Raw genomic sequence first — 14386 nt, forward strand, 5'->3', positions numbered from 1 at the left:
CGTCGGCGGGCGTCCGGGGATAATTGCGATTCGATCGATCCCGGCCGTCCGCGTCGGCCCGGCCCCCGCGCCCCCGCAGGGCCGGCGACTCGCGCGTCCCGACCCGAAGAGGAGGGCGGCATGGCCAAGCTCAGAGACGACGAGATTCAGGCCCGGCTGGCGTCGATCCGGGGCTGGGAGCACCTCGGAGACATGCTCGTGCGGACCTGGCAATTCGCCTCGGCCCGCCGGGCCCTGGAGTTCGTCGTCCAGGCTCGGGGGGTGAGCGACCGGATCGGGCACTACCCCGAGGTCGTCCTCGGCTTCCGCACCGTCCGGATTGAGCTGAACAGCCGTGCCGACGGGGGCCTGACCGAGAAGGACTTCGAACTCGCCGCCGAACTCAATGCCTTGCCGGACGACCGCTGAGCCCCGGGCCGGCCGCCCGCCGGGGCCAACTCAGTCCTCGGCCCCCGGGCGCTTGGGGCCCGACTGGCCGGCGGCCATCTCCTTGTAGCGGGTCTTCGGCAGGCCGTAGACCGGGTTCTCCTGGGTCCAGCGCTCATCCTCCTGGAGGATCGCCAGGCGTTCGGCCCGGGTCTGCACGTTGCGCTGACGGGTCAGGCCGCTGGCCTTCTTCAAGCTCTTGTCCATCGACATCGGGTCAGCTCCCGTCCCCCCTGCCTCCCGGGGTCGGGGGGGCACGATTTCGGACGTCCTCGCGTTCGATCCGGGCTCGAACGGGACATCATAGCAACCCCTCCCGCCCGACTTCAAGCCGAGCCGGGCCGAGCCTGGCGCCTGGCCAGGCCGAGCCGACCCGGACCCAACCCAGGAGCCTCCCCGATGCCCGACGCCTCCCGGATCGACGCCCTGCTGTCGCGGACCCTCGACGACTTCCGCCTCTCCCGGGGGGAGCGGCAGACCCTCGGCGAGCACCTCGACGCCGCCCCGGCGGACCACGACACGCTCGCCTTCTGGCGGAACCGGGCCTTCGCCCTGGCCCGGTCGGCGACGGCCTCCGGGGGCGGGCCGGAGGTGCTCGACTGGCTGGAGGGGGTCGAGAAGCTGCTGGCCCACCGCGCCTCCTCCTCCCGGGAGGAGCCCCCCGAGTCGGGGGCGTTCTTCACGCCGGGGGACTCCGGCCCCCGGGCCATCGCCGGGCTGTTCGGCCGGGCCCGGACGTCGGCCGACGTCTGCGTCTTCACCATCACCGACGACCGGATCACCTCCGCGATCCTCGACGCCCACCGCCGGGGCGTGGCCGTCCGGATCATCTCCGACGACGACAAGGCCCACGACCTCGGCTCCGACATCAAGGACCTCCGGCGCGCGGGCATCCCCCTGCACACCGACCGCGACCCCAACCACATGCACCACAAATTCGCCGTCTTCGACCGCACCGCGCTTCTGACCGGCAGCTACAACTGGACCCGGGGGGCCGCCGAGCACAACTTCGAGAATTTCGTCATCACCGCCGACCCCGTCCTCGTCTCCGCCTTCCTCCGCGAGTTCGACCGGCTCTGGAGCCTGCTTGCTTGACGACACCCAGCCGCGTCGGGCACCCTGTCCTCCTCGGTTCCGGGGCGTCCGTCCCCGGGCCGTCCCCGAGGAGGAGCGACCCATGAACCTGCCGCGTCGGCTCGGCCTGTCCGCGATCATCCTGGCGCTGATTAGCCTGCCCTCGAGGGCGGAACTGATTGTCGACCAGTCCTTCCCGCCGCCGGATCCCCCCCCCGCCGGGCAGTACTTCGGCATCAACCTCGACAACTCGGTCTTCCCCACCAGCCTCATCGGCCAGTCTTTCACCCCGACCTTCTCGGGGATCGACGCCATCGCCTTCTTCCTCCAGGACGACGAGCCGTCCGACGGCCGGGGCGGATCCTTCTTCGTCGAGCTGATGACCGGCGACCTGTCGACGATCCTGGCCACCAGCGGGACCGTGGCCCTGGGCGACGGTTTCGGCGCCGGCGCCACCTTCGACGACCCGAAGAACGTGACCGGCAGCGAGGCGCTGTTCGTCTTCGGCAGCACCGTGGCGTTGACCCCCGGCGAGATCTACGCGGCGGTGCTCCGGAAGGAGGAGGGCGGGCGGTTCCTGGTCCGGGGGAGGCCCACCGACGGCTACCTGGGCGGCCGCTACCTCGGCTCATCGGACCCGAACAACGACCTCTTCTTCCGGGAAGGGTCGCTGATCCGGGCCATCCCCGAGCCTCCCGGCATCCTGCTGTCCGGGCTCGGGCTGGGGGCCGTCGCCCTGGCGGTCGGCCTCTCCCGGGCCGTGCTCCGGCGTCCGGGCGAGGGGAGGGCAGGGGGGCCGACGATCTCCTGATCGGCGCCGGGTAATCGGCCGGAGGGCCGGGCCCGCTCGCCGGCCTTCCGGGCGCCCTGGGCCCAACCGAGGCGCCCGAACGATTCGAGAGGGCCCCCCCGACGGGGCCCGGAAAAGGGCGGTCCGCCGGAGCCTCGACGGGGGCCCTCCGCCCGCCTACGATGGACGTCGATCCGAGCCGACCGCCCGGCATCCGGGGCGTCCCGAGCCCCGGAAGGTCGCCCGGTCTCCGACCGTCCCATCGCCCCCCGGACCACCCCGACATCATGAGTTGCCTCGCCCCCGTCTTCCGCCGGGCGTTGGCCCCGGCCCCCACGGCGATCCTCTGCCTGGCGGTCTCCGGCTGCCAGAGCGCCGAGCCATCGATCGTCACCCCGGGACCGCAGCCGGTCTCGGTCTCCTCGCCGCTGGTCCGGCCGGTGGTCGACTTCGACGAGTACACCGGCCGGACCCGGGCCGTCGCCACGGTCGACATCCGGGCCCGGGTGCAGGGCTATCTGAAGGAGATCCGCTTCGAGGCCGGGGACCTCGTCGAGGCCGGCCAGGTCCTCTTCGTCATCGACCCCCGAGAGTACGAGGACGCCGTCGCGCTGGCCGAGGCGAGGGTCGAGCAGGCCAACGCCCAGGCCCGGCTCACCGCCGTCGAGCGCGAACGCTACCGCAGGCTCGCCCAGCGGGACGTCGGCAGCCGGCAGGACTTCGACCGGGCCGCCGCCGCCTACGACGTCTCCGTCGCCGAGGCCAAGGCCGCCGAGGCCGAACTGGACCGCGCCCGGCTGGACCTGAGCTTCACCGAGGTGAAGTCCCCGATCGTCGGGCAGGCCGGCGCCCACCTCGTCGACGTGGGCAACCTGATCACCGCCGGCCAGTCCGAGGCCAACCTGCTGACCACCGTCGTCTCGGTCGACCCCATGTTCGTCGACTTCGACGTGGACGAGCGCGCCCTGCTCCGCTACCGCAAGGACGCCTCCGACCGCCGGGGGGAGGAGGTCGACCCCGCCCGCATCCGGGAGGCCCGCATCCCCGTCGAGATGGGCCTGGCCGACGAGCCCGGCTTCCCCCACGTCGGCATCCTCGACTTCGCCGACAACCGCCTCGACCCCGCCACCGGCACCCTCCGGGCCCGGGGGGTCTTCCCCAACGCCGACCGCCTGCTCACCCCCGGCCTCTTCGCCCGGGTCCGCGTCCCGACCGGCGACCCCCGAGACGCGCTGCTGATCGCCGAGACCGCCCTCGGCTCCGACCAGGGGATCCGCTTCGCCTACGTCCTGGGGGACGGCGAACGCGTCGAGCGCCGGCTCCTGGGGCTCGGGCCGACGATCGCCGGCATGACGGTCGTCACCGAGGGGCTCTCGGCCGACGACCGCGTCCTCGTCAGCGGCATCCAGCGCGTCCGGGAGGGGGTGCAGGTCGACCCCCGGGAGGTGCCCATGCCCCTGCCCCCCGGGGCCGCCGAGGCCCTCTCCTCCGCCGCCGCCGAGGCCCCCGAGGCCCCCCCGAGCGAACTCGCCACCTCCGCCTCCAACGAGGCCGCCGGCATGGAACAACTCCCCGAGCCCGAGCCCGAGCCCGAGCCCGAGCCCGAGCCCGAGCCCGAGCCCCAACCCGACGCGGAGGCCATCGCCCCCGACGCCGGACCCGACGCCCCCCGCTGAGGATCGCCGCCGATGTTCACCGAATTCTTCATCAAGCGGCCGATCGCCGCGGCGGTGCTCTCCATCCTCACCGTCCTGCTCGGCGGCATCGCCTTGACCTCCCTGCCGGTGGCCCAGTACCCGGAGATCACCCCGCCGACGGTCTCCGTCACCACCACCTTCCCCGGCGCCGGGGCGCAGACGGTGGCCGACACGGTGGCCTCGGAGATCGAGAAGGAGGTCAACGGCGTCGAGGACATGCTCTACATGTCTTCCGTCTCCACCTCCGACGGCATGTACACCCTGAACGTCACCTTCGAGGTCGGCACCGACCTGGATAACGCCCAGGTCCTCACCCAGAACCGCGTCAGCACGGCCGAGGCCAAGCTGCCGGACGAGGTCAAGCGTAACGGCGTCACCACCAAGAAGAAGTCCCCCTCGATCACCCTCTGCGTCAACCTCGTCTCCCCCGATTCCCGCTACGACCAGCTCTACCTGAGCAACTTCGCCACCCTCCAGGTCAAGGACGAACTCGCCCGGCTGCCCGGGGTCGGCGACGTGACCTTCCTCGGCGAGCGCGAGTACAGCATGCGGGTCTGGCTCGACCCCGACCGCCTCTCGGCCCTGGACCTGACCGCCTCCGACGTCGTCGCCGCCATCCGGGAGCAGAACGTCCAGGTCGCCGCCGGCCGGCTCGGCCAGCAGCCGGCTCCCGACGACGTCGGCTTCCAGTACTCGCTCAGCACCCGGGGGCGGCTGCTGGAGGCCGAGGAGTTCGAGCGGATCATCGTCAAGACCGGCGACGACGGCCGGGTCGCCCGCCTCCGGGACGTGGCCCGGATCGAGCTGGGTGCCCGCAGCTACGACGTGGACACCTACCTCGACGGCGACCCCACCATCACCCTCGCCGTCTTCCAACTCCCCGGATCCAACGCCGTCGAGACCGCCGAGGGAATCTACGCCAAGATGGCCGAGCTGGAGGCCGGCTCCAGCTGGCCCTCCGGCCTCGACTACGAGATCGTCTACGACACGACCCAGTTCATCGAGGAGTCGATCACCAGCGTCGTCCACACGCTCATCGAGGCCTTCGTCCTGGTCTTCCTCGTCGTCCTGGTCTTCCTCCAGAACTGGAGGGCCACGATCATCCCGATGGTCGCCGTGCCGGTCTCCCTGATCGGCACCTTCATCTTCATGGCGCTGTTCGGGTTCTCGCTGAACAATCTCTCGCTGTTCGGCCTGGTGCTGGCCATCGGCATCGTGGTCGACGACGCCATCGTCGTCGTCGAGAACGTCGAGCGCAACCTCGCCCTCGGCTTCACGCCGAGGGAGGCCACCAGCCGGGCCATGACCGAGGTGATCGGGCCGATCATCGCCACCACCTTCGTCATGCTCGCCGTCTTCGTCCCCGTCGCCTTCATCAGCGGCATCTCGGGCCGGTTCTACCAGCAGTTCGCCCTGACGATTGCCGTCTCCACCGCCCTCTCGGCCTTCAACTCGCTCACCCTCAGCCCCGCCCTCTGCGCCATCCTGCTCAAGCCCCACCAGGACCACGACGGGCACGCCGCCTCCCGCTCCTGGGCCCTGCCGAGGCTCGCCTACGTCCTCTTCTTCGGCTACCTCGCCGACGCACTCCTCGGGGCCGTGATCGTCGAATCGGCCGGGCTCGACGGGGCGGGGGCCCTCGCCGCCCGGGCCGGCGTCGCCCTGGCGGGGGCGGCGGTCGGCTGGTTCGTCGGCGTCGGGCTCGACCGCCTGATCGGCGGCTTCTTCCGGGGCTTCAACCTCGTCTTCGAGGCGATCACGAAGGTCTACGGCCGGGTCGTCGGCGGGCTGATCCGCCTCTCGGCCCTCGTCCTGGTCGTCTACGTCGGCCTGCTCGGGCTGACGTATCTCGGCTTCCGGGCCGTGCCGGTCGGCTTCATCCCGTCGCAGGACAAGGGATACCTCGTCGTCAACGCGCAGCTCCCCGACGCCGCCTCGCTCGGCCGCACCGAGGCCGTCGTCTCCCGCCTCTCCGGACTCGCCCGCGAGATCCCCGGCGTGGCCCACACCATCGACATGGTCGGCTACTCGGCCCTGAACGCGACGAACCAATCCAACGTCGGCTCGATGTTCGTCGTCCTCGAACCCTTCGAGGAGCGGGCCGGCCGCCCCGAGCTCTCGGCCGACGCCGTGCTCCGCGCCTTCGCCTCGAAGACCTCCCGGGACGAGGACGCCATCGTCAGCGTCTTCGGCGCCCCCCCGGTCGAGGGCCTGGGCAGCGTCGGCGGCTTCAAGCAGATGGTGCAGGACCGCGCCGACCTCGGCCCCGAGGCCATCCAGGGGGCCGTCGCCAACCTCGTCGAGGTCGGATCGGGCCAGCCGGCGATCGCCGGCCTCTTCTCCAGCTACCGGGCCGACGTGCCCCAGTACTTCATCGACATCGACCGGGACATGGCCCGCTCGATGGGCGTCCCCCTGGACAACATCTTCGAGACGCTCCAGATCGAGCTCGGCTCGCTCTACGTCAACCAGTTCACCCGCTTCGGCCGCAACTGGCAGGTCAACGTCCAGGCCGACTCCCCCTACCGGCTCCGCCCCGACCAGATCGCGCAGCTCAAGACCCGGGGGGCCGACGGCAAGATGGTCCCGATCGGGGCCCTGGCCGGGGTCCGGGAGATCGGCGCCCCGACGATCGTCGAGCGCTACAACATGTTCCCCGCCGCCGCCATCAACGGCGCCCCCGCCCCCGGCGCCAGCTCCGGCCAGGCCGTCTCCACGATGGAGCGGCTCGCCTCCGGGGAACTCCCCCGGGGCATGGGGACCGCGTGGACCGAGCTGACCCTGCTCCAGAAGCTGGAGGGGAACACGGCGATCTTCGTCTTCCCCTTCTGCGTGCTCTGCGTCTTCCTCGTGCTCGCCTTCCAGTACGAGAGCTGGAGCCTGCCGCTGTCGATCGTCCTGATCGTGCCGATGTGCCTGCTCTGCGCCATCGGCGGGGTGTACCTGGCGGGGATGGACAACAACATCTTCACGCAGATCGGCCTGGTCGTGCTCGTCGCCCTGGCGACCAAGAACGCCATCCTCATCGTCGAGTTCGCCCGGGAGAAGGAGTCCGGCGGCCTCCCCCGCCGCGAGGCCGCCGTCGACGCCTCGATGCTCCGGCTCCGGCCGATCCTGATGACCTCCTTCGCCTTCATCCTCGGCGTGGTCCCCCTGGTCCGGGCCGTCGGCGCCGGGGCCGAGATGCGACGGGCGCTGGGGGTCGCGGTCTTCTCCGGGATGCTCGGCGTCACCGCCTTCGGCATCCTGCTGACCCCCGTCTTCTACGTCGTCATCCGGGCCCTCACCTCCGGCCAGGGCCGGGCCGCCGACCGCCCCGGCGGCGAAAACTCCCCGCCGGTCCCCGTCGGCGTGGGCGTCGCCGCCGGCAACGGCGACGACGGTCACGACGGCCTCGGGGAGACGGCTCCCCGGCCCTGAGACTCGATCGGCCGACGTCCTCGGCCCTGACGGAGGACCCTCCCCATGCCTCACGGCCCCTCGGCGTTCCTCGCGGTCCTCTCGGCCGCCATCCTTGGCCCCCCGGACGACCCGGCCGTCCGTCGCGTCCGGCCCGACCCGTCGACGGGCACCCCCGCCGCCGTGGTCGTCCCCGCCGAGACGGCCCTGCTGTTCACGTCCCAGGCCCTTGCGCCCTCGGAGCCGACCGCGAACCCGTCCCCCGACCAGCTCGCCTCGGAGGTGCTCGACCGGCTCGACTTCGCCCTCCGGGCCGTCGGCTCCGGCCTGGATCGGGCCGTCCGCCTCCACGTCGTCCTGGACGACCCCGGGCTGCTCCCCGCGCTCCGATCGACCCTGGCCGGGCGTTTCCCCGACGGGAACGGCCCCGGCCTCACCGTCGTCGTCGGCGCCCTCCCTCGCCCCTGGCTCCGGATCGCCGCCGACGCCGTGGCCACGACCGACCGGGACGCCGTCGGCCGGATCCCGCGTGCCCCCGTCTCGATCTCCGTCCTCCCCGCCGGCCCCCGGGTCTTCGTCTCCGGCCAGGCCGAGCCGGCCGACGACCTCGCCACCGCCACCCGGGAGACGCTCCTGGGCCTGGCGGAGACCCTCGATCACCTCGGGATCGGCGCCGACCAGGTCGTCCAGCTCAAGGCCTTCTACGCGCCGGGAGACTCCGCCGAGGTCGTCGAGCGTGAGGTGATCGCCTTCTTCGAGGCGTCCTTGCCCCCTCCCCTGGTCCTGGTCGAGTGGGAGAGCGACCTCCCGATCGAGATCGAGCTGGTCGCCGCCGCCCCGGGGCCGGGCGGCGACGGGCCGATCGACTACCTAGAGACGCCGAAGCTCGCCGCCTCCCCCGTCTTCAGCCGGGTGGCCCGGGTGAACCGGGGCGACCTCGTCTTCACCTCCGGGCTCCTCGGACCCGCCGACTCCGATGGCGTCGGGCAGGTGGGGGCGATCTTCGACGAACTGGCCGAGATCCTCGGCGAGGCCGGCGGCGACCTCGACCACCTCGCCAAGGCCACCTACTACGTCTCCGACGACGACGCGAGTCGGGCCCTCAACGACCTCCGGCCGCGTTACTACGACCCCGAGCGTCCCCCCGCCGCCTCGAAGGCGCAGGTGCCCGGCGTCGGCCCCCCCGATCGCTCCCTCACGCTCGACATGATCGCCGTCGTCCCGGCCCGATCTTCGCAGGATCCCTGAGCCGACAACCCGCGTTCGGCCGACAAGAGACGCCGAATCCCCCCACCCTTCCCGATCGGAGCCTCGGATGCGCATCGTCTACCTGATCCTGCTGATCCTGCTCCTCGTTGCCTTCATCGCCTTCGCGGTGGTCAACCGGCCGGCCGTCGAGGTGGCATTCCCCTTCACGGACGTCCAGGTCACCGCCCCCCTGTTCGTGGTCCTGGCGGCCGTCTACCTGCTGGGGATGCTCACGGGAGGCACGGTCATCGGCTTCCTCCGCCACTCGATCTCCCGGGCGTCGGAGCACCGCCACCACGACTGACCAGCCCGGCCCCGGAGGTCCGGACACCGCCGCGTCCGGACCCCCCGGGACCGATGATTCACTTCAAGTCTTTGTGATCCGACGTGGCGTCCGCTAGAATCATCTCCTCGACTCGAACCCCCATCTCCTCCATCTTCCCTTCTCGGAGGTCTCCTCATGATCGGTCCCGTGGCGCGTCCCCTGGGAGCGGCGATTGCCGCGATCGCCGCGCTGGCGGCCGTCGCCCGGCCGGCCTCGGCCCAGGGTGAATTCGAGCGGATGATGTGGCTGGTGCCGGAGACGGCCAACGCCATCGTCCTGGTCCGCTCCGCCGACCTCTTCGACACCCCCATCGCCCTGAAGGACGGCTGGAAGACCGACCAGGATGCGGCGGCCGGCCCGATGTCCCACCTCAACCCGGAGGCCGAGTACACGGTCTTCGCCTCCAAGGTCGACTGGGTCGGCGGCCGGGAGGCGGATTGGGAGCTGGCCCTGGTCTCGCTCTCGGCCCCGGTCACCCCCGAGCAGATCGCCGACGCGGAGGCGGGCACCGTCGACTCGGCCGACGCGATCCCCGTCGTCTGGTCCCCCCGTGAGCTGTTCTACGTCCCCTTCGGGCCGAAGCTCATCGGCATCTATTCGCCGGTCGACCGCCCCGGCGTGCTCCGATGGGCGACCGCGGCCCAGAAGCGGACCGATGTGGTCGTCTCCGACTACCTCCGCCAGGCCCAGCGCGAGTTCCAGGCCGACGAGTGCCAGTTCCTCATGGCCTTCGACCTGGCCTACCTCTCCTCCCCCCAGCAGATCAAGCCGCACGTCGCCCAGGCGACCTCGGTCGACATCAAGGTCGACGACCTCGACGCCATCGCCGAGACCCTGGCCAGCGTCCGGGGGGCGACGATCCGGATCAAGGCCGACGCCGAGCTCTACGGCTGGATGCGGATCGACTTCGACCGCTCCACCGCGCCCCTGGAGCGGATCGCCAAGCCCCTGCTCAATGAAATCCTCCAGGGCCTGGGCGCCGACATCGCCAACTTCCGCGACTGGAGCATCCTCGTCGAGGACAAGGCGATCACCTTCCGGGGCCCCGTCACCACCCGGATGGCCCGCCGGATCGCCAGCATCATCGCCCTGCCCACCAACGCCGCCGACGGCTCCCCCGCGGTCCCCGCCCCCTCCGCCGACTCCCCCACCACAGAGGGGATCGCCGTCACCGTCCCGGCGACCAAACGCTACCTCGACGACGTGCAGACCCTGCTCGACGACCTGGAGGACAAGGACGACACCCAGCGCCAGATCGCCCTCTGGTGCGACCGCTACGCCGACAAGATCGACCACCTGCCGATCCTCGGCGTCGACCCCGAGGTCGTCGACTTCGGCGCCAAGATCTCGATCACCCTGCGGAACCTCGCCGCGTCGGCCAAGGGGGTGAAGCTCAACATCGCCGCCCGGGGCACCACCGAGGCCGCCCAGGGCGGCACCGGCTTCGGCGTCGGGGCCGTCGGCTACGGGGCCTACGGCGGATACTACGGCTACGGCTACGGCATGAGTATCGAGGGCGGCACCTCCAAGGTGGCGATGAACCGCATCACCCGCCAGGAGAACATCAAGGCCATCTCCCAGCAGTCCCAGGTCTGGGCGGTGATGAAGACCGAGGAGGCCAATCTCCGTCGCACCCTCACCCAGCGCTACGGCGTCGAGTTCTAACCCCGACCCGGCACCCTCCCCCCGCCACCTCGACCGAGACGGGCCGATCCCCCCCGGGGAGATCCGGCCCGTTCTCGTCCCCGGCAGGGACGCCCGGGGGCCGGACCCCCGGCGAGGCCTAGACGACCGGCGACCGGTCCGGTCCGTCCCGGGGCGATCCCCGACCATTTCCCGGTTCGAGTGACTGCCGGTCGCCCCGATCACGATGATATAGATCGAGGCCCCCGCTCCCGCGACGCCTCGCGCCGACCGCGACGATCGGTTCCCCGATCGGTCGGCCGTCCCCGCTCCTTCTCTATCAGGCCCCCCCATTTCCCCACCCAACTCGGGTCAGCCCTCGACGGTGCGCCTGGCGCGGAGCGAACCCACTTTGCCCGCACTGCGGTCCGCGACGAAGTGCTGCAAGCCCTTTCATGGGAAAGGGATCGGCCCGAATTTCCGGCCGACGCCCTCCCGCCCCGGTCGGCGCACCGACCCGGTCCCGGACCCGCCAAGGCCCGTCGAGCCGGGCACCACCCCGATCCCCGGAGGACGACCATGCAAACGCGCCGAGGAGCGACGCAGGTCGTCCCGGCGCGATCGACGGAGCGAACCCATTTCTCGGCCGGGATTTCGAGCCAATTTGGGACGCAAGCCGATCCTCTCCAAAGAGTTCGGATGCAACCCTCCGATGCGGGCTCGGCGCACCCTTCGGCGCACCGACCGCGTCCGGCCCGCGTTTCACCCCGGCATCGCCGATCGGCCCAACGGAGCCCCGCCGCCTCGGATGTAGCCCGATCCAACCGACGGCGAACGGTCGCCGGTCGCCGTCGGCCCTCCCGGCGCAGTTCGACGGACCGAACCCATTTCCGGCCGAAATGAGGCCCGGAAAAATCGCCGCAACAGTCGTTGTTTCAAAGATATCGGTCAGGAGACTTCGCCGGCTGTCGGGCGCACCGGCAAGCGCACCGACCCGGATCCGGGTCCTTCCGGTCAGGGCCTGGCGGCGTCGCCTTGCTCGGCCTCGGTTGGCGGGCGATGGCGGTCGATCTTGGCCCGGAAGTCCCCCAGGCTCGGCCATTCGGTCGGGTCGTTCAAGTCGACCTCGGCCACGGCGACGGTCCCCCACTCAGTCGCCTGGGAGAGGACCGAGCCGGAGCGGTCGTACACCGCCGAGATCATCCAGTTGGAGGAGACGTCTTCGTAGGTGCTGCTGACCACGAAGACGTGGTTCTCGGCCGCCCTCGCCTCGGCCAGGTGCGGGTTGCAGCCCCAGACCGGCCAGGCGATCACCTCGGCGCCGTTGATGGCCAGCCGCCGGGCGACTTCCGGGAAGAACCCGTCGTAGCAGATCATCAGCCCGAGCTTGCCGAACCGGGTGTCGAAGACCGGGTACTCCGAGCCGGGCATGATCCCCGCGTCCGACTCCCCGGGCGGCAGCGTGACCTTCCGGTAGGTCCCCACCAGGTCGCCGTCCGGCCCGAGAAGGGCGGCCACGTTGTGGATCAGGTGCCCGTCCCGCTCCACCAGCCCGGCCACGATGTACAGGTCGTGTTCCTTCGCCAGCCGGCCGAAGTACTCGGTCGAGGGGCCGGGCACCGGCTCGGCAACCTCCGGGAAGGAGAGGCCGGTGCCGTAGTAGGTCAGCGTCTCCGGCAGGACCACGAGGTCGGCCCCCTGGCGGGCGGCCTCGGCGACCATCGGCGCGAACTGGGCGCGCTTCTCCCCCGGGGTCGAGCCGTCCTGGGGCCGGAGGTGGACCGTCGCCAGGCGGACCTTCCTCGGCTCGATCGGCCCGACGGGCTCGAACTCGACGCCGCTCCACTCCACCTTCCCGCCGGGGGAGGGCCAACGGAGCCTCAACTCGACGAGCGCCGAGGTGGCCCCTCCCGGGGCGAGGTAGGTGCCGGAGACCTCGGTCCAGCCCTGTTCGTCGGTCGGGCCGTCGACCGGGTGCTCGGCCTCGGCCGGGGCGTCGGTCCACTGCCGGAGGAACCCGGGGACGAGCCCCCGGTCGTTCGGGACCTTCCTCCCCTGGTCGTCCCGCCACCGGATCATGGCCACGGCGCTGATCCGGGGCACCCCCACCCCGGTGACCCTCCGGGAGGCCCGGAACCGGTAGGTCGTGCCCCCCTCGACCGGGAATGAGGCGGTCCAGGCGCCGTCGAGCCCCTCGCGATCGTCGGCCGAGATGATCAGCCGGGGGGCGTCCCCCGGGCCGCCGCCGGGCTCGGCGGCGAAGTCGGGTCGGATCTCCTCCCGTGGAGCCTCGGCACGCCAGTCGGCCCCCGGGGGAGGGGCTGACTCGTCCTGGCCGGTGGCCGTCGGGCCGAGGATCATCGCGGCCAGACCGGCGAGCAGGGCCGGGCGGCACCGGGTCCGGGATCGAGGCGGGACGTCGTACATGGGCGGGGCTCCCGCCGGCCGAGCGGCCCCGAGCCGTCTTCGGGCCGGCCCCCCGAGGCTAACCCCGGCATGCCGGCCGTCGCAAGTGGGTCCCGCGTCAGTACCGGCCCGCGGCCCGATCCCCCCCGGCCGAGAGGCGGGCATCCATCTCCCGGTAGTAGGAGTACTCCTCGGCCTGCGAGGTGGGCCCCCCGAAGCCGCCGAGCCCGATCGCCTTGCCGGTCTCCACCCCCAGGCGATCGAGCGAGCCGACCGCGACCGCCTGGAACGAGCCGACGGCCTCCCCCATCCTCGGGGAGGCGCAGTACGCCCCGAGGGCGATGCCCACGCAGGCCAGATGGACCCGAGGGTCCGCAAGCATCCCAAGGCGCATCCCCCACCTCCGATCGGTCCGGGCCGTTCGGGCCGTCGCTCCCTCTCGTCCCCCATTACGAAGGAATCGAGAAGATGGGACACCCGGCGACGCCGACATCCGCCCGGGCCGGAGGGATCCGGAGGGGGTCAGGCGGCGAGCAGGTCCGGTGAGGCCTCCCGCGAGGCGACCTCCAGGCACCGGGCGTCGGGGCGGGGCAGGCCCTCGGCGAAGGCGATCAGCAGGGCGAGGTCGGCCAGCCGATTCAGGCGCCTGGGGAGGCCATCGGCCATCAGGTGGAGCGCGGCGAGCTGGTCGGGGTCGAAGAGCGGGCGATCGGCCCCGACCGCCTCTAGCCGGCCGACGACGTAGGAGGCCGACTCGGACTCGGAGAGCGGCCCCAGGGCGTAGCGGGCCGTCAGCCGGTCGGCCAGCCCCGGCGGCAGCCGCAGCAGCAGCTCCGGGGCGCCGACGATCATCAGGCCCAGGTCGGGGGCCGTGCCGGGGTTGAGGTTCTGGAGCAGCCGGAGGGCCTCGAAGGTCGCCGGATCGTCGATCAGGTGGGCCTCGTCGACGATCAGCAGGGTGGGCCGGCCCCGCCTCGAAGGGCCGGCGAGCTGCCCCCGGAGCCGGCGGAGCGTCGCGTGCAGGCCGGGGGCGGTGGCGCTCGAGGCCCGTTCCAGGCCGTCCAGCTCGTCGGCGAGGAAGGCGAGCAGCTCCGGGGCGGGCATCGCCGGGTAGGAGAGGAGGACCGACCGACCCCCCAGCTCCCTCGCCAGGGTCGAGGCCACAACCGTCTTGCCCGACCCGGGGGGGCCGAACAGCAGGACCGGCCCCCGCCCCTGTTCCAGCCCGTACCGGAGGCGACGCCGGGCCGCCTCCCGGCTGGGGAGCGACACCGGGGCGTCGGGTCGGGAGGTCTCGGCGAAGGGCAGGGCGTTCAGGCCGAAATGGTCCTGGTACACGGCCGGCTCCGGGTCGAAAACCGAGCGGGGGCGACTCAGAGGGGAGGGAAGCCGCTCGTC

12 protein-coding genes are annotated in these 14386 nt (G+C 72.0%); 8 read left to right on the plus strand and 4 right to left on the minus strand.

Annotated elements, in window-relative coordinates; all coding sequences use genetic code 11:
* The first annotated feature begins 120 nt into the window (after positions 1 to 120).
* Positions 121 to 408 (plus strand): 4a-hydroxytetrahydrobiopterin dehydratase, encoded by a 288-nt coding sequence (locus tag ElP_RS02730; protein WP_145267012.1) that lies wholly within the window; start codon positions 121 to 123, stop codon positions 406 to 408.
* Between the two features lie 30 nt (positions 409 to 438).
* Here the strand turns inward: ElP_RS02730 and ElP_RS02735 are convergent, their stop codons facing one another.
* Positions 439 to 639 (minus strand): small basic protein, encoded by a 201-nt coding sequence (locus ElP_RS02735; RefSeq protein ID WP_145267014.1) that lies wholly within the window; start codon positions 637 to 639, stop codon positions 439 to 441.
* Between the two features lie 186 nt (positions 640 to 825).
* Between ElP_RS02735 and ElP_RS02740 the strand changes: the two genes are divergently transcribed.
* From ElP_RS02740 to ElP_RS02770, 7 genes are all read left to right on the plus strand, one after another.
* Positions 826 to 1521 (plus strand): phospholipase D-like domain-containing protein, encoded by a 696-nt coding sequence (locus ElP_RS02740; RefSeq protein WP_145267016.1) that lies wholly within the window; start codon positions 826 to 828, stop codon positions 1519 to 1521.
* Between the two features lie 82 nt (positions 1522 to 1603).
* Positions 1604 to 2311 (plus strand): hypothetical protein, encoded by a 708-nt coding sequence (locus ElP_RS02745; protein ID WP_145267018.1) that lies wholly within the window; start codon positions 1604 to 1606, stop codon positions 2309 to 2311.
* A gap of 266 nt (positions 2312 to 2577) precedes the next feature.
* Positions 2578 to 3966 carry an efflux RND transporter periplasmic adaptor subunit gene (locus tag ElP_RS02750; RefSeq protein ID WP_197446668.1) on the plus strand — a complete coding sequence of 463 codons (1389 nt, stop codon included), beginning with the start codon at positions 2578 to 2580 and terminating at the stop codon, positions 3964 to 3966.
* A 12-nt stretch (positions 3967 to 3978) separates the two neighbouring features.
* Complete coding sequence (locus tag ElP_RS02755; RefSeq protein WP_145267021.1) at positions 3979 to 7407, plus strand: efflux RND transporter permease subunit; 3429 nt, start codon at positions 3979 to 3981, stop codon at positions 7405 to 7407.
* A gap of 45 nt (positions 7408 to 7452) precedes the next feature.
* Entirely contained in the window at positions 7453 to 8634 is a 1182-nt protein-coding gene (locus ElP_RS40510) for a Rid family hydrolase (RefSeq protein ID WP_145267023.1), read from the plus strand.
* Between the two features lie 67 nt (positions 8635 to 8701).
* Positions 8702 to 8938 carry a LapA family protein gene (locus tag ElP_RS02765; protein ID WP_145267025.1) on the plus strand — a complete coding sequence of 79 codons (237 nt, stop codon included), beginning with the start codon at positions 8702 to 8704 and terminating at the stop codon, positions 8936 to 8938.
* A 156-nt stretch (positions 8939 to 9094) separates the two neighbouring features.
* A complete protein-coding gene (locus ElP_RS02770) occupies positions 9095 to 10624 on the plus strand; it encodes a hypothetical protein (protein ID WP_145267027.1) in 1530 nt (509 codons plus the stop codon).
* 972 nt (positions 10625 to 11596) lie between these two features.
* On the opposite strand, the gene ElP_RS02775 is transcribed toward ElP_RS02770, so the two are convergent.
* The 3 genes from ElP_RS02775 to ElP_RS02780 form a co-directional block, all read right to left on the minus strand.
* Entirely contained in the window at positions 11597 to 13009 is a 1413-nt protein-coding gene (locus ElP_RS02775; RefSeq protein WP_197446669.1) for a carbon-nitrogen hydrolase family protein, read from the minus strand.
* Between the two features lie 97 nt (positions 13010 to 13106).
* Positions 13107 to 13370: a hypothetical protein gene (locus tag ElP_RS37555; protein ID WP_197446670.1), complete on the minus strand. Its 264-nt coding sequence runs from the start codon at positions 13368 to 13370 to the stop codon at positions 13107 to 13109.
* Between the two features lie 140 nt (positions 13371 to 13510).
* A complete protein-coding gene (locus ElP_RS02780; protein WP_231749433.1) occupies positions 13511 to 14326 on the minus strand; it encodes an ExeA family protein in 816 nt (271 codons plus the stop codon).
* Positions 14327 to 14386: the final 60 nt, after the last annotated feature.

Origin of the sequence: Tautonia plasticadhaerens (assembly GCF_007752535.1) — a bacterium.
Classification (GTDB): Bacteria; Planctomycetota; Planctomycetia; order Isosphaerales; family Isosphaeraceae; genus Tautonia; species Tautonia plasticadhaerens.